This is a genomic window from Mycobacterium sp. NGS66, assembly GCF_059812225.1.
The window spans coordinates 44,557-66,529 of the sequence record NZ_JCALCG010000007.1 but is presented as its reverse complement, the minus strand read 5'-3'; the positions used below and the strand labels follow the sequence as shown (position 1 = coordinate 66,529).

19 protein-coding genes are annotated in these 21,973 nt (G+C 65.2%); 10 read left to right on the top strand and 9 right to left on the bottom strand.

Going from position 1 to position 21,973, the window contains the following annotated elements:
- Position 1: 1 nt before the first annotated feature.
- Both AC5Y2L_RS15005 and AC5Y2L_RS15000 read right to left on the bottom strand, forming a co-directional pair.
- A complete protein-coding gene (locus AC5Y2L_RS15005) occupies positions 2-1,591 on the bottom strand; it encodes a gamma-glutamyltransferase family protein (protein WP_499935149.1) in 1,590 nt (529 codons plus the stop codon).
- A 5-nt stretch (positions 1,592-1,596) separates the two neighbouring features.
- Positions 1,597-2,508, bottom strand: a complete 912-nt coding sequence (locus AC5Y2L_RS15000) for an alpha/beta hydrolase (protein ID WP_499935147.1) — start codon at positions 2,506-2,508, stop codon at positions 1,597-1,599.
- Positions 2,509-2,580: 72 nt separating this feature from the next.
- Between AC5Y2L_RS15000 and AC5Y2L_RS14995 the strand changes: the two genes are divergently transcribed.
- Positions 2,581-3,198, top strand: a complete 618-nt coding sequence (locus AC5Y2L_RS14995; protein ID WP_499935146.1) for a TetR/AcrR family transcriptional regulator — start codon at positions 2,581-2,583, stop codon at positions 3,196-3,198.
- Between the two features lies 1 nt (position 3,199).
- On the opposite strand, the gene AC5Y2L_RS14990 is transcribed toward AC5Y2L_RS14995, so the two are convergent.
- Positions 3,200-3,931: a DUF429 domain-containing protein gene (locus tag AC5Y2L_RS14990; RefSeq protein WP_499935144.1), complete on the bottom strand. Its 732-nt coding sequence runs from the start codon at positions 3,929-3,931 to the stop codon at positions 3,200-3,202.
- A gap of 113 nt (positions 3,932-4,044) precedes the next feature.
- On the opposite strand from AC5Y2L_RS14990, the gene purB reads away from it, so the two are divergent.
- From purB to AC5Y2L_RS14975, 3 genes are read left to right on the top strand one after another with little or no spacing between them, the layout of a single operon-like run.
- Positions 4,045-5,463 carry an adenylosuccinate lyase gene (gene purB, locus AC5Y2L_RS14985; RefSeq protein WP_499935143.1) on the top strand — a complete coding sequence of 473 codons (1,419 nt, stop codon included), beginning with the start codon at positions 4,045-4,047 and terminating at the stop codon, positions 5,461-5,463.
- Positions 5,460-6,698, top strand: a complete 1,239-nt coding sequence (locus tag AC5Y2L_RS14980) for a cytochrome P450 (protein ID WP_499935142.1) — start codon at positions 5,460-5,462, stop codon at positions 6,696-6,698. The genes purB and AC5Y2L_RS14980 overlap by 4 nt, the downstream gene beginning before the upstream one ends.
- Entirely contained in the window at positions 6,695-7,681 is a 987-nt protein-coding gene (locus AC5Y2L_RS14975) for a tellurite resistance/C4-dicarboxylate transporter family protein (protein ID WP_499935140.1), read from the top strand. The genes AC5Y2L_RS14980 and AC5Y2L_RS14975 overlap by 4 nt, the downstream gene beginning before the upstream one ends.
- Positions 7,682-7,696: 15 nt before the next feature.
- On the opposite strand, the gene AC5Y2L_RS14970 is transcribed toward AC5Y2L_RS14975, so the two are convergent.
- The gene (locus tag AC5Y2L_RS14970; RefSeq protein ID WP_499935139.1) at positions 7,697-9,619 is read right to left on the bottom strand and encodes a serine/threonine-protein kinase PknD; all 1,923 of its coding nucleotides are present in this window, start codon (positions 9,617-9,619) and stop codon (positions 7,697-7,699) included.
- A 362-nt stretch (positions 9,620-9,981) separates the two neighbouring features.
- A complete protein-coding gene (locus AC5Y2L_RS14965; protein ID WP_499935138.1) occupies positions 9,982-10,596 on the bottom strand; it encodes a hypothetical protein in 615 nt (204 codons plus the stop codon).
- 54 nt (positions 10,597-10,650) lie between these two features.
- Here AC5Y2L_RS14965 and AC5Y2L_RS14960 point away from each other — a divergent pair, with 54 nt between their 5' ends.
- Positions 10,651-11,544 carry a phosphoribosylaminoimidazolesuccinocarboxamide synthase gene (locus AC5Y2L_RS14960; RefSeq protein WP_499935450.1) on the top strand — a complete coding sequence of 298 codons (894 nt, stop codon included), beginning with the start codon at positions 10,651-10,653 and terminating at the stop codon, positions 11,542-11,544.
- Positions 11,541-13,652, top strand: coding sequence for a S9 family peptidase (locus AC5Y2L_RS14955; protein ID WP_499935136.1), 2,112 nt, complete (start codon positions 11,541-11,543; stop codon positions 13,650-13,652). The genes AC5Y2L_RS14960 and AC5Y2L_RS14955 overlap by 4 nt, the downstream gene beginning before the upstream one ends.
- Before the next feature lie 37 nt (positions 13,653-13,689).
- Here the strand turns inward: AC5Y2L_RS14955 and AC5Y2L_RS14950 are convergent, their stop codons facing one another.
- Positions 13,690-15,315 (bottom strand): DHA2 family efflux MFS transporter permease subunit, encoded by a 1,626-nt coding sequence (locus AC5Y2L_RS14950; protein ID WP_499935134.1) that lies wholly within the window; start codon positions 15,313-15,315, stop codon positions 13,690-13,692.
- Between the two features lie 177 nt (positions 15,316-15,492).
- On the opposite strand from AC5Y2L_RS14950, the gene AC5Y2L_RS14945 reads away from it, so the two are divergent.
- Together AC5Y2L_RS14945 and AC5Y2L_RS14940 are read left to right on the top strand one after the other, a co-directional pair.
- On the top strand, positions 15,493-16,197 hold the full coding sequence (locus AC5Y2L_RS14945; protein ID WP_499935132.1) for a DUF2334 domain-containing protein: 705 nt from the start codon (positions 15,493-15,495) through the stop codon (positions 16,195-16,197).
- Positions 16,198-16,224: 27 nt separating this feature from the next.
- Positions 16,225-17,883 (top strand): FAD-binding dehydrogenase, encoded by a 1,659-nt coding sequence (locus AC5Y2L_RS14940; RefSeq protein WP_499935130.1) that lies wholly within the window; start codon positions 16,225-16,227, stop codon positions 17,881-17,883.
- An 82-nt stretch (positions 17,884-17,965) separates the two neighbouring features.
- Here the strand turns inward: AC5Y2L_RS14940 and AC5Y2L_RS14935 are convergent, their stop codons facing one another.
- The gene (locus AC5Y2L_RS14935) at positions 17,966-18,604 is read right to left on the bottom strand and encodes an MBL fold metallo-hydrolase (RefSeq protein WP_499935128.1); all 639 of its coding nucleotides are present in this window, start codon (positions 18,602-18,604) and stop codon (positions 17,966-17,968) included.
- 105 nt (positions 18,605-18,709) lie between these two features.
- Here AC5Y2L_RS14935 and purS point away from each other — a divergent pair, with 105 nt between their 5' ends.
- Positions 18,710-18,949 (top strand): phosphoribosylformylglycinamidine synthase subunit PurS, encoded by a 240-nt coding sequence (gene purS / locus AC5Y2L_RS14930; RefSeq protein ID WP_499935126.1) that lies wholly within the window; start codon positions 18,710-18,712, stop codon positions 18,947-18,949.
- Positions 18,946-19,620 (top strand): phosphoribosylformylglycinamidine synthase subunit PurQ, encoded by a 675-nt coding sequence (purQ, locus tag AC5Y2L_RS14925; RefSeq protein WP_499935124.1) that lies wholly within the window; start codon positions 18,946-18,948, stop codon positions 19,618-19,620. Before purS ends, purQ begins: the two co-directional genes overlap by 4 nt.
- On the opposite strand, the gene AC5Y2L_RS14920 is transcribed toward purQ, so the two are convergent.
- Positions 19,587-21,014: a WS/DGAT/MGAT family O-acyltransferase gene (locus AC5Y2L_RS14920; protein WP_499935122.1), complete on the bottom strand. Its 1,428-nt coding sequence runs from the start codon at positions 21,012-21,014 to the stop codon at positions 19,587-19,589. The genes purQ and AC5Y2L_RS14920 overlap by 34 nt on opposite strands.
- A 3-nt stretch (positions 21,015-21,017) precedes the next feature.
- Positions 21,018-21,830, bottom strand: coding sequence for a lysophospholipid acyltransferase family protein (locus tag AC5Y2L_RS14915; RefSeq protein WP_499935121.1), 813 nt, complete (start codon positions 21,828-21,830; stop codon positions 21,018-21,020).
- Between the last annotated feature and the right edge of the window lie 143 nt (positions 21,831-21,973).

The following is a 21,973-nucleotide window of genomic DNA, read 5'->3' as shown; positions in this document are numbered from 1 at the left end:
CTCAAAACGCTGCGGCTTGGCCGTCGCGACGCGGATCGCTCGCCGCGAAATACCCGTCGTCGAGCCGCCAGATCGCCTGGCAGCTACCGAACTGGTTGTAGTCGTCCACGGCGACCAAGTCGTGCCCGCGTCGGCGTAGCTCGTCCAGCGTTGAGTCGGGGAAGCCTTTTTCATAGCTCACCTGCAGACCGTTGATCCAGCGGAATCGCGGGGCGTCGCAGGCTGCCTGCGGGTTTTGCCCGTGGTCGGCGATGCGGGTCAGCACCTGCACATGGCCCTGAGGTTGCATCGGTCCGCCCATCACGCCGAAGCTCATCACCGGCGCGCCGTCCTTGGTGACGAAGCCCGGAATGATGGTATGGTACGGACGCTTGCTCGGCCCGATCTGATTCGGATGTCCTTGGGTCGCAACGAAGTCCGCACCACGGTTCTGCAGGGCGATACCGGTGCCCGGCACTACCACACCAGACCCGAAGCCCATGTAGTTCGACTGGATCATCGACACCATGACCCCCGATGCGTCGGCCGCGGTCAGATATACGGTGCCTCCGCCCGGGGTGCCCGCTACCGCGGGCCTCGCGTGACCGCGATCGATAAGCGCGGCCCGCTGCTCAAGATAGTTCTTGTCCAGCAAGCTCTTTGGATCAAACGGCATGTGATCGATGTCGGCGACATAAGCCTGGGCGTCGGCGAAGCCGAGCTTGATTGCCTCGATTTGCAGGTGCAGACTGTCCGCGGAATCGACTGGATACGAAGACATGTCGAACTGATCGAGTATCCCCAGTGCGATCAGAGCCACGATTCCCTGGCCGTTGGGTGGAATCTCATGGACGGTGTACTCGCGGTAGGTTCCGCTGATGGCGCCGACCCAGTCGGCGCGATGGGCGGCCAGGTCGCTGACGCGCATGGCGCCGCCGTTGGCGCTCGCGTGTGCTTCGAGCGTCGCGGACAGTTCCCCGCGATAGAAGGACTCGCCGCCGCTGGAGGCGATTTTTTCGAGGGTGGCCGCATGGTCCGGGAAGCGGAACAGCTCACCGGCTTTCGGCGCTCTTCCGCGCGGCATGAACGCCTCGGCGAATCCCGGCTGGGCGGCGAACAGCGGCACCTGCGCGGCCCACTGCGATGCCACGGTCGGCGAGACGAGAAAACCGTTGCGGCCGTATGAGATAGCGGGTTCGAAGAGTCTGTCGAAGGGCAGCTTGCCGAACCTGGCATGCAGCTCCACCCAGGCAGACACCGCTCCGGGTACGGTGACCGAATTCCAGCCGAGCGCGGGAACGGCTTTGCCGCCGAAGTACTCTGGTGTCCATGCTGCCGGAGATCGGCCGGATGCGTTCAGCCCGTGCAATTGCCGGCCATCCCACACGATTGCGAAGGCGTCCGAGCCGATTCCGTTGGACACCGGTTCGACCAGGGTCAGCGTGATGGCGGCGGCGATGGCCGCGTCCACTGCGCTGCCGCCCTCGGCAAGCATGCGAAGCCCTGCTTGAGCGGCAAGGGGTTGCGATGTGCAGACAACGTTGCTCGCCAGAACTGGTTTGCGGGGCCAGGCGTAAGGCAGGTCCCAACCGAAAGGTGTGGCGCTCGGCATAACACTCAGGCCGTCAGCAGCGGCGCCATCCAGGTCAGCTCGGCGGGCAGCTGTGAGCTCCAGAAACCAGCGTTGTGGCCGCCGGGGGAGAAGCCGCCCGCAGGCGGGTTGGGCAGTTGCGCCACGAATTGCTTTGTGGCGGCGTAGAACGGGTCGCTGTCGCCGCAATCCACCCGGATGGGAATAGACGCCAATGCGGGAAGTCCGAACACCGAATTCGCCGACCAGTCGTCGGCGCCGTCGAACGCGCCGGGTGCCGTCGCACCCGGGGAAAGCCACAGTGCCGGGCTCACCGCGCAGATCGCTGCGGTACGGCCCGGGCCCAGTCGGCTGCCCAGCAGCAGGGCGCCGTAGCCGCCCATCGACCAGCCCAAGAACGCGACCCGCGAGGTATCCAGGTTCTGGGTGCCCAGCATCGGGATGAGTTCGTCGAGCACCATCGCTCCGGAATCTTCGCCGGAAGCCCTTTTGTGCCAATAACTTCCGCCGCCGTCGACGGCTACCACGGCAAACGGCGGTAGTCCCGCGTTGACCGCTTGGGCCAGCCCCTGCTCCACGCCGCCGGCCATCACGGTGGACGCGTCACTGCCCTTCCCGTGCAGCGCGATGACGGGTCGCAGCGGCTTGGTCTGGCCCGGCGGGCGGGCGATCGCCCAGTTGGTCGATATCCCGCCGCGTGCGGCCGACACGAAGGATCCGGTCACCATGGTCGGGGCGGCTTGAGTCGCCGGAGCCGGCTCGGCCGGAGCCGGCTCGCGCGGTGGCGGCGCCAACGGTGCTTGAGATCCGGTCCACGACACCGGGGTGGCATGCGAGGTGCGGGGCTGGATCAGTACGTTAAGCGCATAAGCACTCACCGCGCCGACAGCGGCGCTGGCACCGAGACCGAGCACCGCGCGGCGGCTCAAGTCGGGCATCCGGATATCATGCCATGGCCGTTTGGCCGAAATGGCAATGCGGTACCACTTTCACTGGCACCATAAACAGGCGTGACTGCAGCGGTTACTCCGAAAGGAGAACGTCGGCGTTACGCGCTTGTGAGCGCGGCCGCCGAGCTGCTTGGCGAAGGCGGGTTCGAAGCGGTGCGACACCGGGCGGTTGCCCGGCGCGCCGGACTGCCGCTGGCGTCTACCACTTATTACTTCTCGTCTCTCGACGATTTGATTGTCCGCGCGGTCGAACACATCGGCATGCTCGAGGTCGCTCAGTTACGGGCTCGGGTCAATGCATTGTCCCGGCGGCGTCGCGGTCCGGAGACCACTGCCGAGGTGCTCGTCGAACTTCTGGTCGGGGACGTCTCCGGCCCGGGCCTGGCCGAGCAACTGATCTCGCGCTATGAGCGCCATATCGCCTGTACCCGTCTGCCGGCGTTGCGGGAAAGCATGCGTCGCAGTTTGCGGCAGCGGGCCGAGGCGGTGGCCGAGGCGATCGAGCGTTCGGGCCGTTCGGTCCGCATCGAGTTGGTGTGCACGCTGATCTGCGCGGTCGACGGTTCGGTGGTGTCTGCCCTCGTCGAAGGGCGGGACCCCCGCGATGCGGCGTTGGCGACCGTCGTCGACCTCATCGACGTGCTGGCCCCCGTCGACCAACGACCGGTGCGGATATGAGTCAGGCGGATAGCGTCGGCGTCACGATGTAACCGGTGGCCAGGTTGCCGTAAATGGTGACGTTGGCCCGGCAGCGTTCGGCGTACAACGCCACATAGGCGCATACGACGGCGTCGATCGGGTCCTCAGCGCGGCGCAGCTCGCATTTACGCTGGGCGGTTTCGACCTTCCGACGTAGTTCGAGCCAGCCGTTGTGACAGGTGACGTGCAACGGCACGGCGGCGTGTGCGAGGTGCTCGACGCCGTCCATCAGCAATAGCAGCTGCGACTTGAGCTGGTCGACGTTACGGCCGGGTTTGGCTTTGTATTTGAGCGTCCGGGGCAGCCGGAACAGGGCCACGGTAGCGGCGTGCGGGTAGACCTCGATGGCGCGCCGTGCGGCGTTCGACCATGGATCCAGGTCCAAATTCAGCGTGCGCGCCAAGCGACCTCCGCGGGGTCCGTCGGCGAACTCTGGCTTGCCCGTGTTGGCCGGGTGCGCGCCCGCTTCGAACCTGCGGAAGTCGCGGTTGAGCGCGGCCTCGGCGGGCCGCTGCCCGGCTGGATTGGTCACTACCAGCGGCGCGTCGAAGCCGACCAGGCAAGCGCCCTGGACGTACGGATCCAACACGGCCAGCACGTCGGCGTCGTGACGCATGGCGCCGACTTCGACCAACCGGCCGTCGGCGTCGACGATGGCCACACCGGTCGGATTGCGCACTCCCCAGGCGAGGTCCACGCCGGCGAAGTACATCGGCCCACAGTAGCGCCGGGAGGGTGCAACCACCGACGGCGCTACTCGGGGAATGCGTCGCCAGTCGCACTTTCGCGATGCCAGGCTGCCCGCCGACCGTAAGCTGATTGTCTGTGAGCATTCCCAACGTGCTGGCCTCCCGGTACGCGAGCGCCGACATGGTGGCGATCTGGTCGCCGGAGGCCAAGGTCGTCGAAGAGCGGCGGCTGTGGCTGGCGGTCTTGAAGGCGCAAGCGGAATTGGGCGTGGCGGTGCCGGACGACGCGATCGCCGACTACGAGCGGGTGCTCGAAGACGTCGACCTGGACTCGATCGCCGCCCGAGAGCGAGAGCTGCGCCACGACGTCAAGGCCCGCATCGAGGAATTCAACGCCCTGGCCGGTCACGAGCACGTGCACAAGGGCATGACCAGTCGCGACCTCACCGAGAATGTGGAGCAACTGCAGATCCGGCGGTCGCTGGAATTGGTCTTCTCCCACTCGGTTGCGGTGGTCGCGCGGCTCGCCGAGCGAGCGGTGTCCTATCGCGATCTGGTGATGGCCGGGCGGAGCCACAATGTCGCCGCGCAGGCAACGACTTTGGGCAAGCGGTTCGCTTCGGCGGCCCAGGAGACGCTGATTCCCTTGACGAGGCTGCGGGAGCTGATCGACCGGTATCCCTTGCGCGGCATCAAGGGGCCGATGGGAACCGCGCAGGACATGCTCGACCTGCTGGGTGGCGACGCGGCGAAGTTGACGTCCCTGGAGCGACGGGTGGCCGAGTTCCTCGGGTTTTCAACGGTTTTGACCAGCGTGGGGCAGGTGTATCCGCGCTCGCTGGACCACGAAGTGCTGTCCGCGCTGGTTCAGCTCGGCGCGGGCCCGTCTTCGCTGGCGCACACCATCCGGTTGATGGCCGGCCACGAGCTCGTCACCGAAGGTTTCGCGCCGGGACAGGTGGGATCGTCGGCAATGCCGCACAAGATGAACACCCGCAGTTGCGAGCGGGTCAACGGCCTTCAGGTGGTGCTGCGCGGGTATGCCTCGATGACGGCGGAACTGGCCGGCGCGCAGTGGAACGAGGGCGACGTCTTCTGCTCGGTGGTGCGCCGGGTCGCGTTGCCGGACAGCTTCTTTGCCATCGACGGTCAGATCGAGACGTTTCTGACGGTGCTCGACGAGTTCGGCGCCTACCCGGCGGTGATCCAGCGCGAGCTGGACCGGTATCTGCCGTTCCTGGCCACCACCAAGGTGCTGATGGCCGCGGTCCGGGCCGGCATGGGCCGTGAGTCCGCGCATCACGTGATACGCGAACACGCGGTGGCGACCGCGCTGGCAATGCGGGAGCAAGGCGCCGAGCCTGACCTGCTGAACCGGCTGGCTGCCGATCCGCGGCTACCGCTGGGCCGGGATGCGTTGGATGCCGCGCTGGCCGACAAGACGGCGTTCGTCGGTGCCGCCGGAGATCAGGTCGACGAGGTGGCCGCGATGGTGGACACCTTGGTGGGCCGCTACCCGGAGGACGCCAAGTACACGCCGGGTGCGATCCTGTGACTCTCGCCAGCGCTCTTTCGGAGATCGACTTCACCGATCTGGACAACTTCGCCAACGGATTTCCGCACGAGCTGTTCACCATCCATCGACGCGAGGCCCCGGTCTACTGGCACGAACCTACCGCCAATACGCCGGATGGCGAGGGGTTTTGGTCGGTCGCGACATACCCGGAAACGCTTGCGGTGCTGCGAGATCCGGTGACATATTCTTCGGTTTCCGGAGGTTCGCGACCGTTTGGCGGCACGCTGCTGCAGGATCTGGCCATCGCGGGCCAGGTGCTCAACATGATGGACGACCCGCGACACGCGCAGATTCGCCGCCTGGTCAGCTCCGGGCTGACGCCGCGAATGATCCGTCGCGTCGAGGACGATCTGCGGGCCCGTGCGCGACGGCTGCTGGACGCGGTGGTGCCGGGGAAACCGTTCGACTTCGTCGTTGACATCGCGGCTGAACTACCGATGCAGATGATCTGTATCTTGCTGGGAGTGCCTGAGTCCGAACGGCATTGGCTGTTCGAGGCAATCGAGCCACAGTTCGACTTCGGCGGCTCGCGCAAGGCTGCGTTATCGCAGTTGTCAGTGGAAGAGGCCGGGTCGCGGATGTATGCCTACGGCCAGGAGCTGATCGCGTCGAAACGTGCGTCTCCCACCGACGACATGCTGTCGGTGGTCGCCAATGCCATGGTCGATGACGCCGAGTCGGCTGCGCTGTCCGATCTCGAAGTGTATTTGTTCTTCAGCCTGCTGTTCAGCGCCGGCGCGGAGACGACGCGCAACGCGGTCGCCGGCGGGCTACTGGCGCTGGCCGAGCATCCGCTGCAATTGCGGAGGCTGCGTGAGGATTTCGAGCTATTGCCGACGGCGATCGAAGAGATTGTTCGGTGGACGTCGCCGTCACCGTCCAAGCGGCGGACCGCCACCTGCAATGTCACGCTCGGCGGTCAGTCGATCGAAGCGGGGCAGAAGGTGCAGATCTGGGAAGGTTCGGCCAACCGCGACTCCAGTGTTTTCGATCATCCCGATCAATTCGATATCGCCCGAAAGCCGAACCCGCACCTTGGGTTTGGTCAAGGCGTGCACTACTGCCTGGGTGCCAACCTGGCTCGACTGGAGTTGCGAGTGCTCTACGAGGAGCTTTTGTCACGGTTCGGATCGGTCAGTGTGGTGGAGCCCGTCGAATGGACACGCAGCAACCGGCACACCGGTATTCGGCATCTGGTCGTGGAATTGCAGTGAGTAGCCGGCTCGCCGATGTCGAGCCGTCACCCGATGTGTTCGCCGCGGTGATGGCGACCGGGATTATGTCGATCGCCGCGCGCAACCACCACTATCGTGTGATCAGCGACGCGTTGGGCGTACTGGCCACGGTTGGCCTGGTGGCCCTCGTCGTGCTGGTGATCGCTTTCGGCGTCGCCAGGCGCACGGTCTGGGATCTGCAGGATCCCGACGTAACCCTGCGCATGTTCACCTTTGTCGCGGCGTGTGCGGTGCTGGACAGTCGGCTGGCGTCCCATCGTGTGGTGTTGCAGGTTCTCGGGGTGGTGGCCGTGTCGTCGTGGCTGGCGTTGAGCGCATTGACGGTGCGCAACATGTGGTCACGGTCGTGGGCGGCGCTGCGTGACGGTGCGCACGGCGCGTGGGAACTGGGCAGCGTTGGCACTTCGGGACTTTCGATCGTGACTGCGACGGTGGGGCGGCATGTGCACTGGTGGCTGTGGGTGGCGGTGCCCGTTTGGGTGGCGGCGTTGGGCATCTACGGCGTGATGACCTGGCTGATTCTGTGGCGGGCCATCACCGAGCGGCAGGATCGCGATGGATTCGAGCCCGATACCTGGATCTTGATGGGCGCCTTGGCGATTGCGACTCTAGCCGGTGACGTTATCCATGGCCTGGCGCCGGGCTGGCTGGCTCCGACGATCCGTGCGGTGACCGTGGTGACCTGGGTGGCGGCCTCGTTGTGGATACCGCCGCTGATTTACTTTGGCCTGCACCGCGTCAGCCGCCGGCCCGAGATGCTGCACTTCGCCGGAGTGTGGTGGGCCTTTGTGTTTCCGTTGGGCATGTATTCCGCGGCCAGCTATGCAATGTCGGTGGAGATCGGTCAGCGGTCGCTGGCGACGGTCTCACTGGTCTTCTTCTGGGATGCGTTGGTGGCGTGGGGGATTGTGGTTGTCGCGGGTTTCTTGCGTGGGTTGGGGCGCGTCGCGAGCAGGCGCTAGAGGCCCAGCATGCGATTACCCCGTCGTGAGTTGCACAACCCTGCCGTTGTTCTTGTCGCCGTCGACGACATAGACGGCGCCGCTGTCGCTCACTGTCACACCCGCGGGATTGCTGAGTCCGGTGAAGGGGAGCACGGTCGGGGTCGATGATCCCGCGGCTAGCCTGAGCACCCGGTCGTGGAAGTAGTCGGCGACGTACAGATTGCCCGCATGATCCGCCGCTACACCAAAGGGTCCGTTGAGTCCGTTGAAGGGCAACTGGGTCGGGGTGGATGCGCCTGCAGCTAGCTTGAGAACCCGGTCGTTGCCGGTGTCGGTGATGTAGAGATTGCCGGCGGGATCCACCGCTAGACCGTGGGGAAGACGCAGTCCGGTGAAGGGCAATTCGGTTTGGGTGGACGCGTCCGTGGCCAGCTCGAGCACCCGGTCGTGGAAGTAGTCGGTGACGTAGACATTGCCTTTGTCGTCCACCGTCACACCCCAGGGTCCGTTGAGTCCGGTGAATGGCAGCTCGGTTTGGGTGGACGAACCGGTCGCCAGCTTCAGTACCCGGTTGTTGCCTTTGTCGGTGACGTAGACGTTGCCTCTGTTGTCCACCGCCACGCCGAAGGGGTCGGCGAGCCCGGTGAAGGCGAGCACGGTCGGGGTGGTCGAGCCCGATGCCAGCTTCAGTACCCGGTTGTTTCGGCTGTCGGAGACGTAGAGGGTGCCGGCGGAATCCACCGCCACACCCCATGGGTCATCAAGCGTCGGGAACGGCAGAACGGTCTGTGATGGGGCAGAGTCGTGGTGCGCCGCGGTAGGGATGGCCATTCCTGCAGCGGCGCCGATGACGACGGCGCTCGCTGTGACGGCGACGCCTAGTAGGTATTTGGGGCGCCGAAGCACTCGAGCGATCGATTTCGTCTTGGCGATGGGCTTGGCCGGGGGGATCCTGGGGCTCAGCTGTGGTTGCTTCGCGGGCAGGTAATAGCGCGCAGCGGGGGCCGCGAGCGGTGAAGGACCGGGTTGGCCATCCGGTCGTGCCCACGGGCTGGAGGGCGGTTTGGGTGGTGTGCGGTATGCGGTCACTGGTGCGGAGACAAGGCTCGGCGCCAGTGAAGCGCGTGGCAGCTGGGATGGGGCGGTGATCGCCTGGCGTGCGTGTTGGGCCAACCCAATGGTCGTCGCATATCGGCGGCTGGGGTCTTTGGCCATACCGCGCGCAATGACGTCGTCGAGTCGTGGGGGCACGTCGGGTCGGATCAGCGAGGCGCGAGGCGGCGGGAGGCTCAGGTGTGCGGTAACCAGCTGCGCCATGTCCGCACCGGGAAAAGGCGGGTGGGCGGTCAGGCATTCATAGAGCACGCAGGCGAGCGAGTAGACGTCGGCGCGGGCGTCCTCCTCGTGATCCAGAGTCCCGAACCGTTCGGGTGCGATGTACTGGAAGGTGCCGACCGCTTTGCCCGATCCGGTCAACCGGGAATCGCCGGCGGCGCGCGCGACACCGAAATCGATCAGGTAGGCAAAGTCTTCGCTGTCGATCAAGATGTTGGACGGTTTGATGTCGCGGTGCAGCAGGTTCACCTTGTGCGCGGCGTGCAAGGCTTTGGCGATTTGATCGATGATGTGGACGGCGCGGGAGGGAGGTAGGGGGCCGCTGGCCAGGATGGTGTGCAGGTCGTGGCCTTCGATAAGGCGCATATCGAGGTAAAGGCGGCCGTCTATCGTCCCGTAGTTGTGGATCGGGATGATGTGCGGATTGTTCAAGCGCGCCACTGTGTGGGCTTCTCGGCGGAATCGCCGCTGAAAGTCCTCGTCGTTCGACCACTGGGCGGGTAGGAGTTTGATGGCCACGTTGCGGTCGGTTTCGGTGTCGTAGGCACGCCACACCTCACCCATGCCGCCCCGGCCCAGCAACTCCACCAGCCGATAGCGGCCAAACGGCGTGCCGTCCACGTCAGCCTCCCCCCGGTGTGGTCCACAACACGATAAGGCCCATGACGCTTGTGCGCCCCTGGACCCCAGTTCGCGGCGGCGCGGACGGGGCAACCAGCTATGGCACCGTGAGCGTGTCCACTCGATAGCGGCTGGCAGTCTAGGGCGGCGCTGCGGTGAAATGTGTTGCTACGCGGCTGTATCCGGTTACCGACGGGAACAAGCCGATCGCCTGGTCCGACGTGCGGCGCAGCAGCACACCATGGATGGCCGGCTGCCGGTGTGATGTCGCCCGCGATATCGAACCGCAAGTCGTACTATGGCCAGCTTTTCGGGTGCGGGTGTGGCTGGTGTGACGAGGTGGGCAACCGCCGCGTGAACTACTAAGGCATCCGCAGCCTGATCCCTGCCGCTTTCAATTCGAGCGCCGCCAGACCGCGGATGACGACGGGATCCTCGTTTCGCCACCCGCCGACCGGATCCTCGCTGACCGAGGCCAATTTGGCCGGTGCTCGGTTGGCCAACGCGCGCAGCGCAAGTAGCTGTTGACCGGCCGCGGTCCTGGCCAATGCGGTCACCGCCAACTTGCGCCGAAAGAACCGCACCCGCAGGAACAGCCACGGCATGGTCACCGCCAGGATCGGGGTCGCGGCGACGGCCAGCGCGAGCACCACCGCCAGCCACGTCGCCGTGGTGTCCAGGTCATGGCCGGCGCCCGCGATGTCCAGAGCGGCCTGACTGGCGGCGGTGAGCGGCTTGCTGACCGCGTCGCCCACCAATGGAATGTGCTGCGCGGCATGACCTGCCGACTCGAGGTTGCCGGCAACTCCTTTCGAGCCGCTCTCGACCTGCCGGCCGGCAACGGCGATCGTCGAGATGGCGCTGTGCACCGCGAGACCGATGAACACCCATATCGTCGTCCACAACGAGACGGTGATATCGCTCATCAGTTGGACGAACAGGCGAAGGGGCTTGGTGGAGTACGGCAGAAACCTCATGGCACTGATACCAGCACACTTTGTGCCCTGCTCGCCGGATAGGCTGGCCCGATGCTGCGCCCCGCATTGTCCGACTACCAGCATCTGGCCAGCGGCAAGGTTCGTGAGCTGTACCGGGTCGATGACGAGCATCTGCTCTTGGTCGCCTCCGACCGGATCTCGGCGTACGACTACGTCTTGGACAGCACCATCCCGGACAAGGGCCGCATCCTGACCGCGATGAGCGTGTTCTTTTTCGGCCTCGTCGATGCCCCCAACCACCTGGCCGGGCCGCCCGACGACCCACGAATACCCGACGAGGTGCTGGGCCGCGCCCTGGTGGTGCGACAGCTGGAGATGTTCCCGGTGGAATGCGTGGCACGCGGGTATCTGACCGGCTCGGGGCTACTGGACTACCAAGCAACCGGGAAAGTGTGTGGCATCGTGTTGCCCCCAGGACTGGTCGAGGCCAGCAAGTTCGATACGCCGCTGTTCACGCCGGCGACCAAAGCCGCCCTGGGAACCCACGACGAAAACATCTCGTTCGCCGGGGTGATCGAGCTGGTTGGCGCGGTGCACGCCAACCAGTTGCGCGATCGCACGCTTCAGATTTACGTCCAAGCAGCCGATCACGCCCTGAAGAAGGGAATCATCATCGCCGACACCAAGTTCGAGTTCGGTATGGACCGGGACGGCAACGTGCTACTGGCCGACGAAATCTTCACGCCGGACTCGTCACGGTACTGGCCGGCCGAAGACTACCGGCCCGGCGTGGTGCAGACCAGCTTCGACAAACAGTTCGTCCGCAACTGGCTCACCAGTCCCGCCTCCGGGTGGGACCGCAACGGCACACAGCCACCCCCACCGCTTCCCGACGACATCATCGATGCCACCCGCGATCGTTATATCAATGCCTACGAACGGATTTCCGGCTTGAGCTTCGACGACTGGATTGGCCCGGGCGCATGAGCGACGGACTTAACCCACCCGTCGCCAAACGAGTCGACACCAAGCGCGAGTACCACGGTGACGTCTTCGTCGACCCGTACGAATGGCTGCGCGACAAGGCTGATCCGGAAGTCATCGCCTACCTCGAGGCCGAGAACGCGTACGCCGACGCCACGACAGCTCACCTCGAACCATTGCGGCAGAGCATATTTGACGAGATCAAGGCACGGACCAAGGAGACCGACCTGTCGGTGCCGGTTCGGCAGGGCGACTGGTGGTACTACGGCCGGACCTTCGAGGGAAAGCAATACCGCGTCCAATGCCGTTGTCCGGTAGCCGATCCCGGCGATTGGCGTCCGCCAGCCCTCGACGAGCAAACCGAAATCCCGGGCGAACAAGTCCTGCTCGACTCGAACGTCGAGGCCGAAGGCCATGAATTCTTTGCGTTGGGCGCCTGTCTGGTCAACCTGGACGGCAATCTGCTGGCATACTCCGTCGACGTCGTGGGCGACGAACGATACACGATGCGCTTCAAAGACTTACGCACAGCCGACATGTTTCCGGACGAAATCACACCGGTTGGCGCCGGAGTGACATGGGCCGCCGACAACCGCACCGTGTACTACACGACCTTGGACGAGGCCCGCCGCCCGGACAAGGTCTGGCGGTACCGACTGGGCTCCGGCGAGCCACCGGAGCAGGTGTATCACGAGGCCGACGAACGCTTCTGGCTCGGCGTGGGCCTTACCCGCAGCGAATCTTACGTCGTTGTTGCGTCGGGGTCGGCAATCACCTCCGAGGTGCGCTACGCGGACGCGGCCGATCCCGAGGCGCAGTTCACGGTGGTGCTGCCGCGGCGCGACGGCGTCGAGTACTCGGTGGAGCACGCAATTATCGGCGGAGAAGACCGGTTCTTGATTCTGCACAACGACGGCGCAGTGAACTTCACGCTCGTCGAGGCGCCCGTAAGCGATCCGACCCGGCAGCGCACCCTCATTCCGCACCGCGATGACGTGCGGCTGGACTATGTGGACGCGTTCGCCAGACATCTGGTCATCAGCTACCGGCGTGAGGCATTGCCGCGCATCCAATTATGGCCTATCGACTCCAACGGCAACTACGCAGAGCCAGAAGAGATTTCGTTTGACTCCGAGCTGATGGCGTCGGGGCTGGGAGCCAACCCGAATTGGGATTCGCCCAAGCTGCGAATCAGGGCGGATTCCTTCCTCATTCCGCCGCGCATCTACGACGTGGACCTCGAGACCGGCGAACGCACGTTGCTACGCGAGCAGCCCGTCCTGGGTGACTACCGGCCGTCGGACTATGTGGAACGGCGCGATTGGGCACACGCCGACGACGGCACCCGCATCCCGGTGTCGATCGTGCACCGCGCGGGTGTCGAATTCCCGGCGCCGACACTGCTTTACGGTTATGGCGCGTACGAGATCTGTACAGACCCGAGCTTTTCCATCGCCCGGTTGTCGCTGCTGGATCGCGGCATGGTTTTCGCCGTCGCACACGTTCGCGGCGGGGGCGAGATGGGCCGGCTGTGGTACGAGCACGGCAAGCTGCTGAAAAAGAAGAACACCTTCACCGACTTCATCGCGGTGGCAAAGTATTTGGTCGCCTCGGGACTGACGCGACCGGATCGGCTAGTGGCGTTGGGTGGCAGCGCGGGCGGGCTGTTGGTGGGCGCCGTGGCAAACATGGCACCACAACTGTTCGCCGGAATCCTCGCGCAGGTACCCTTTGTCGACCCATTGACCACCATCCTGGATCCCTCGCTGCCGTTGACCGTCACAGAGTGGGACGAATGGGGAAATCCGCTGAGCGACAGCGAGGTCTACGCCTACATGAAGTCGTACTCGCCCTACGAAAATGTGGAGGCCAAGCACTACCCGGCGATCCTGGCCATGACGTCACTCAACGACACCCGAGTCTACTATGTGGAGCCCGCTAAATGGGTTGCGGCGCTGCGTCATACCAAGGCCGACGGAAATCCGGTGCTGCTCAAGACTCAGATGGCGGCTGGACATGGCGGGGTCAGTGGTCGCTATCGAGCCTGGAAGGAAGCCGCATACCAGTACGCCTGGTTGCTGGCTGCAGCCGACAGCGACCGCTATAGCTGAGCGCGAGCAGACGCAAAATCCCCGAAATCATTGCCGTTTAAGGGGATTTTGCGTCTTCTCGTGCCGTTTCACTGGCGGGCGTCTTCGGCAGAAACGCCGCCGGGATGATCGTCGACAGCACCAAGACGACCGCAACCACGAATACCGTTGTGTAAGCGTGCGAAAGGTCGTGCAGTAGGTTAGCCGCAAAGCCCGGGGCCAGTGATTGCCGGGGTATCGCCGACTGCTGAACCGGCACTCCCGTAGTGACGGCCTGCTGCTGTAGAACAGCGAGTGTCCTAGCCGCAGTGATGTTTTCGCTTCGGTTGAACTGATTGGTCAGGATCATCGACATCAGTGCGGTCCCAATGGAGCCGCCCACCTGCTGGCTAACGCTGATCAGCGTGGTCCCACGGGCGATCTGGTGGGGGGCCAGCGACTGCACCGATGCCACCGAGAGCGGCATCATGGTGCAGCCCATACCCAGACCCATGATCGCCAGCCCGACCAGCAGGGTGGGCAGGTATCGCGCCTGCCACGCGACACCGCAGGCGAAAGTGCCTAGGCCAGCGGTGATCAGCACGATGCCGACCAGCACGATCTTGCCTGGCCCCTGCCTGTCGACCAGTGGTCCCGTCAGTCGCATGGTCAACATGGCACCCAGTCCTTGGGGGATCATGTGCATGCCAGCCTGCATCGGCGTCTGGTGGAGCACTTGCTGGAAATAGCTCGGAAGCACCAGGCAGGCGCCGAAGAAGGCGACCGCGAACACCACCATCGTCACATTGGCGTTGGTAAGCACCCGGTTGCTGAACAGCCGCAGATCAATCAGCGGGTGGTCGGCACGGTGTCGCGCATGCACGACGAACGCGGCGATCAGCGCGAGGCCGAGGATCGCGGGTATCAGGACGTGGCGATCTGCCACGGTTCCGCGGCGGGGAATGGACGACACCGCGAACAGGAACGTCGCCAGACCCGGTGAGAGCAACAGCACGCCGACGACGTCGAAGCTCTCCGAGCGGGCAGGTTGGTCCTTCGGAAAGAGGACGGCCGCAAGCACCACCGTTGCCAGCCCGAAAGGCAGGTTGATCAAAAATATCCACCGCCAGCTGGAGGTGTCGATGAGCCAGCCGCCCAGGATCGGCCCGCCGATGGGAGCGAGCAGCATCGGAATGCTGAGGATCGACATCAGGCGACCCAGCCGTCGTGGACCGGCTTCGCGGGTCAGGATCATGAAGCTCAGCGGCAGCAAACTGCCCCCGCCGATGCCCTGCGCCACGCGGAACAGGATGAGCTGCGGCATGTTCGCCGCGACCGCGCACAGTAACGAACCGACCGTGAAGGCGAGCACCGAGCCGATGAACAGACGTTTGGTGCCGAACCGGTCGGCCGCCCAGCCGGTTATCGGGATCACGGTTGCCAGCGCGAGCGTATAGCCGGTCATCGTCCAGCCGACAATGGCCTGTGTCGAGCCGAACTGATCGATGAAGGTGCGCTGCGCGACGCTGACGACCGTGACATCCAGGATCGCCATCACCGTGGCCAAGATGCACACCCCGGAGATGCGCAGCAGTCGGGCATCCAGCTTGTCGGGGTAGACGTGGTCAGCCGCGCCTGACTGCAGGGTGGGCGGCGAGGCATCGGCCGTTGCGGGATGGGCCTTCTCCATAGCGTTGCTTAGCATATCGAACCGATTAGCTCGGTCGCGTTGGCTGGCGAACAGACGCAAAATCCCCTATTTGGGTGCCGAAATAGGGGATTTTGCGTCTGCTCGCGCGCCCAGCGTCGTAGCGATCGGAAGTATGCCTGCCGTCTGCGTGGACTTCACTATCCCGACATGTGGGATCGGCACACTACAGGTGTGTCTGGAAAACTGATCGTCTCGGTCTCGGGGATTGGGGATCGCACCCTGGCCGACGTCGAGGCGTTTTGCGCACAAATGGATGCCCGTTCGGTGCCGGTGTCGTTGCTGGTGGCTCCTCGCTTGTCGGGTAACTACCGGCTGGATAACGACCCGCGCACCGTCGAGTGGCTGACGGCCCGGCGCGCAGGCGGCGACGCCATCGTCCTACATGGCTACGACGACGCGGCCACCAAGAAGCGGCGCGGCGAATTCGCCCTGCTACCAGCGCACGAGGCGAACTTGCGCCTGATGGCCGCCGACCGCGTGCTCGAGCACCTCGGCCTGCGCACCCGGCTGTTCGCGGCCCCAGGATGGGTGGTATCACCGGGCGTCGTAAAGGCTCTGCCCCGCAATGGCTTTCGGCTACTCGCCGACCTGCACGGAATCACCGACCTGGTGCGGCACACCACCGTGCGCGCCCGCGTGCTGGGCATCGGAGAAGGCTTTCTGTCGGAGCCGTGGTGGTGCCGAATGGTGGTGTTGTCCGCCGAGCGGATCGCCCGTCGTGGCGGCATCGTTCGGGTCGCCGTCGCAGCCCGTCACCTGCGCAAGCCCGGCCCACTGCAGGCGATGCTGGATGCCGTCGACCTGGCCTGCATGCACGGTTGCACTCCGACCGTCTACAACTGGCGGCCCGACAAGGCGATTCTCGACGCAGCGTAATTCAAGGGCCTCGTTACCCTGTCCGACATGGACGAGGGGTTGCGGGCTGACGTCATCGTCGTCGGTGCCGGCTTAGCGGGTCTGGTGGCGGCGTGCGAATTGGTGGATCGCGGTTTGCGGGTGCTGATCGTCGACCAAGAGAACAGCGCGAACGTCGGAGGGCAGGCATTCTGGTCGTTCGGCGGTCTGTTCTTCGTCGACAGCCCCGAGCAACGGCGTCTCGGCATTAGAGACAGCCATGAACTCGCGCTGCAGGACTGGCTGGGAACGGCGGGTTTCGACCGGCCGGAAGACCATTGGCCGCGGCAATGGGCGCACGCCTATGTCGATTTCGCCGCCGGGGAAAAGCGCAGCTGGTTGCATGCCCGCGGGCTGCGATTGTTCCCCTTCGTGGGCTGGGCCGAACGGGGCGGTTACGGCGCTCGAGGGCATGGGAACTCGGTGCCGCGGTTCCATATCACGTGGGGTACCGGGCCCGCGCTGGTCGAGATCTTCGCTCGTCAGCTTCGGGACCGTTCAACCGTGCGGTTTGTCCACCGGCACCAGGTCGACGAGTTGATGGTCGACGGTGGCGCGGTGACGGGTGTGCGCGGCACTGTGCTGGAGCCGTCGGCTGCGCCGCGCGGCGTGGCTTCGTCACGAAAGCCACTGGGCGAGTTCGAGTTCCGGGCATCTGCGGTGATCGTGGCCAGCGGTGGCATCGGCGGCAATCATGAGCTGGTTCGCAAAAACTGGCCCGAGCGGATGGGTCGTGTTCCCGAGCAAATGCTCTGCGGGGTGCCCGCCCATGTGGACGGCCGGATGATCGACATTTCCCAGCGGGCGGGCGCTCGCGTGATCAACCCCGACCGGATGTGGCACTACACCGAAGGCATCACCAACTACGACCCGGTGTGGCCGAACCACGGCATCCGGATCATTCCGGGACCGTCTTCGCTATGGCTCGACGCAGCCGGCCGCCGGTTGCCGGTTCCGTTGTATCCCGGATTCGACACCCTGGGAACCTTGGAGTACATCACCAAATCCGGTTATGGCTACACCTGGTTTCTGTTGAACGCCAAGATCATTGAGAAGGAGTTCGCGCTTTCCGGCCAAGAGCAGAACCCCGATCTGACCGGGCAGAGCATAGTTCGGCTGTTGCGGTCGCGGGTCGGGGGCGGGCCGCCCGGGCCGGTGCAGGCATTCGTCGAGCGGGGTGTGGACTTCGTCAGCGCAAACTCGTTGCGTGAGTTGGTGACTGGCATGAACAAGCTGCCCGACGTGGCGCCGCTGGACTATGCGACGGTGGAGGCCGAGGTCACGGCCCGCGATCGTGAGGTGGCCAACCGGTTCACCAAGGATGGCCAGATAACCGCGATCCGGGCGGCTCGCGGTTATCTGGGTGACCGCTACACCAGGGTGGTGGCACCACACCGGTTGACCGACCCGAAGGCCGGGCCCCTGATCGCCGTCAAGTTGCATATCCTGACCCGAAAGACGTTGGGCGGCATCGAGACCGACTTGGATTCGCGGGTGCTCACGGACGACGGCACCCCGCTTGCCGGCTTGTACGCGGCCGGGGAGGCCGCCGGGTTTGGGGGCGGCGGCGTGCACGGTTACCGGGCGCTGGAGGGAACGTTCCTGGGTGGGTGCATCTTCTCCGGGCGGGCCGCCGGCCGCGGCGCAGCCGGGGACATAAGGGGGTGAGCAGACGCAAAATCCCCTCGACACGCCGTGTCAGAGGGGATTTTGCGTTCCCCCGCAAGCGGGAGGTGCCCCCAGCTCGCGGTCAGAAGGTGACCGCGTCCTCCTCGGGCAGGACCTGGAAGTCGGTGGAGGTCATCTCGGCGAGCCGGCCGTAATAGATGCCGCGCGCGTCCGGCGCAATGATGCCCTGATGGATGGGCACCGCACGGTCGGGTGCCACCGCGCGCAGATAGTCGACGGCCTCGGCGATCTTCATCCACGGTGCCGCCGCCGGAGTGGCCAAGACGTCGACCGGCTCGCCGGGCACGAACAGCGCGTCACCGGGATGCATCAGCCGGGCGGGATGCTCGCCGTCGCCGACGAGATACGAAATGTTGTCTACCACTGGGATTTCGGGATGAATCACGGCGTGCCGGCCGCCGACCGCCCGGATGGTCAATTCTCCGACCGGCAGCGTGTCGCCGACGCGTACCGCCTGGCACGGCGCTCCGAGTTGCTCGGCGGTCTGCGGATCGGCGTATAGCGCGGCATTGGGGTTGCCCTCGAGCAGCGCCGGCAGTCGCGAGGCGTCGATGTGGTCGGGGTGCTGGTGGGTGATCACGATCGCGGACAGGCCCGTGATGCCCTCGAAGCCGTGCGCGAACGTACCGGGATCGAAGAGCAGCCTGGTATTGCCGAATTTCGCGAGCAGGCAGGAATGGCCGAAATGTGTCAGTTGCATGGCTATAGATTGTGCCCTGATCTGACGTCGCGGCGGCGCTCGCCGGTAGAGTTGGCGCGGACCCGCTCGCTGGGTGGAGCAATCCGAACTTGAGGAGGAGCGCCGGTGGCCCGGGTGGTCGTGCATGTGATGCCCAAGGCGGAGATTCTCGACCCGCAGGGTCAGGCGATTGTCGGGGCGCTGGGGCGGCTGGGACATGCCGGCATCTCAGATGTGCGTCAGGGCAAGCGATTCGAATTGGAGGTCGACGACGCCGTCGACGATTCCGAGCTGGCCGAAATTGCCGAATCGCTGCTGGCGAACACCGTGATCGAGGACTGGACGATAAGCAGGGAACCCCAGTGACGGCCCGGATCGGCGTCATCACCTTCCCGGGCAGCCTCGACGACGTGGATGCCGCGCGCGCAGCCCGGCGGGTGGGAGCGCAAGCGGTCAACCTGTGGCATGCCGACGCCGACCTGAAGGGTGTCGATGCCGTGGTGGTGCCGGGCGGGTTCTCCTACGGCGACTACCTACGCGCCGGGGCCATCGCCCGATTCGCGCCGGTGATGGGCGAAGTGGTCGCTGCGGCTAGCCGAGGCATGCCGGTCTTGGGTATTTGCAACGGTTTTCAGGTGCTGTGCGAGGCCGGACTGTTGCCCGGCGCCCTGACTCGCAACGCCGGATTGCACTTCATCTGCCGCGATGTGTGGCTGCGGGTGACGTCGACCGCCACGGCGTGGACATCGCGCTTCGAGCCCGACGCCGACCTGCTGGTGCCGCTGAAGTCCGGCGAAGGACGCTACGTGGCGCCGAAGAATGTCCTCGACGAATTGGAGAGCCAGGGCCGGGTGGTGTTTCGCTACCACGACAACGTCAACGGCTCGATGCACGATATCGCCGGCATCAGCTCAGCCAACGGCCGCGTCGTCGGGCTGATGCCGCATCCCGAGCACGCCATCGAGGCATTGACCGGCCCGTCGGACGACGGACTGGGCCTGTTCTACTCAGCCCTTGACGCCGTTTTGGCGGCGTGAGGCCGGCCGCCCGAGCCGATCAACCGGTAAACCCCAGCAGCGCTGCGTAATTCGGCGAAGGCGGACCGCAGCGCGTCGGTGGCTTCATGGGCGTCGTTGAAGGTCTGATCGTCGGTGAGCACAGCGACGCCGAGTTGGTCGACGTAGCTCCAGACGGTGATATTGACGGGCGCCCCGGGCGAGAGCACCCCGGTCGAGTAGATCTCGCTGATCGGTGCGCCTGCCACGTGGCCGCGTTTGCGCGGACCCATCACGCTGGACACCGCCACGTTCATCATCTTGTTCGGCGCGTCGCGACGGCCGAGCCAGCGAAACGCGGCCGGCGCGATCGCCGGCGGCAGGTAGGCCATCAGTCGCCCGTAGAGGGCTGGGCCGAGGATTTCGTGGTCCTCCTTGGCCGTTCGGGTCGCCAGCGCGACCAGCCGCGCCTGCCGGGTTGGGTCGGCGATGTGCACGGGCAATGACACCGACAGGCCGCTGATCTCGTTGCCGGTGACGCGATCCGATTTGTCGGTTGCCGTCGGCACCGAGGCGATGATCGGCCGGTCGGCCTTACCGTCGTAGGCCAACAAGAGCTTCCGCAAGCCGCCGGCCGCGATCGTCAGAATCGCGTCGTTGAGCGTGATACCCAGCGCCTTGGCGGTGGCTTTGACCTCGCCCAGCGGCAGCATGGTGGTGGCGAACCGGCGTTGCGGCGACACCACATGGTTGAGGAAGGTGGGCGGCGCGTCGAACGAGGCGGCCAGCTCCGGGTGCTCCCCGCGTTGCCTGGCCCGGCGGCGCACCCGCCTCATGCCGACCACTGCATCGCGCACCAGCCGGGGCAGTTCGGCCAGCTGCCGGGCGTGGTCGCGGCAGGCGGCGCGCACCAAATCGGCCGTCGACTCGACCTGGTCCGCGCGCTCGTCGCTGATCCGGGCGTCGGACAGGTCCAGCAAGCGTTCCAGCAAGTTCACCGACGCGACGCCGTCGGCCAAGGCGTGGTGCACCTTGCCGATCACCGCGAACCGATTTTGGGCCAGCTTCTCGGCGAAGTGAAACTCCCACAGCGGATGGCTGCGGTCCAACGGTGTCGAGGCCACCCGCCCGATGACCTCGTCCAGTTCCCGGCGACCGCCCGGGGCCGGCACCTGCACGCGCCGCAGGTGGTAGTCCAGGTCGACCGCGCAGTCTGGGCGCCACACCGGGTGATGCAGCCGCCCGGGGACGTTGACCAGCCGGTAGCGCAACGGTTCCAGCAGGTGCAGTCGTCGGCGCAGATGCTCGCGGAACGCCTCGAAATCGAACTCGGGGAACTCCGCCGCGTCGATGACCAACACCTTCAGCGTGTGCGTGTGCAGGTTGGGTGTCTCGCTGTAGATCAGCATGGCGTCCATGCCGTTGAGCCGCTTCACGGCTCAGCCCAGGAAGGGGAAGCGACGTTGACGGGCCAGTCGGTCGAGAGCGCGCTGCATCACCGACCGCACGTACGCGTCGACTTCATCGATGTCGGGGTCTTCGCCGAACATGGCGATGACGTCGATCGGCTCGAGAATTTCGGTGACGATCTTGGCGGGCAGTGGGAAATTCGGCGGCACGATCGGCGTCAGGCCGAATGGAAATCCGAAGGTCAACGGCACAACGTTGAGCCGGATCTTGGTCAGGCCCAGCCGGCGCGCCAGGGTGTGGCCGCGGGCCAGGAACAGCTGGGTTTCCTGTCCGCCGATCGACACCATCGGCACGATCGGCACAGCGGCTTCGATGGCAGTGTTGACGTAGCCGGTGTGGCCGTTGAAGTCGACCGTGTTGGCGCCCACCGTGGGCCGGAAGGAGTCGTACTCGCCGCCCGGAAATACCAGCACCAGAGCATCCGAATTCAGTGCCGCCGCGGCATTTTCGCGGGTCGCATCGACGACTCCAAGCCGCAGCAGATATCTGCGCAGCGGGCCGGTGAGCTTCAGCAACCCGTAGTGCGCCAGGACGTAAACGGGACGCTGATACCCGAACTTTTCGTAAAGCGGCGGCACGAAGATGAACCCGTCAGGTGTGGTCATGCCGCCCGAATGGTTTGACACCAACAACGCGCCGCCCACTGGCGGGACGTTTTCGACGTTGCGGACCTCGGCGCGAAACCAGCGCTTGACCACGAAGCCGGCCGTGTTCGCGACTTGCCTGACGAACGTCGGATCCCATTTGGCGATCTCGTGGTTGTCGGGCGGGTCGCCGTTCATGGTTCTCTCCGGTTGGTCGTCGTGCCGGTACGCAGGTGATGAAGATTACCTTGTTTGGCGCTCTACATCCGTAGAGAATACGGTACTCTCGAATAAAGAGAATGCCATATCCAGTCTTGTGGAATAGCCCACAGTCAGGGGAA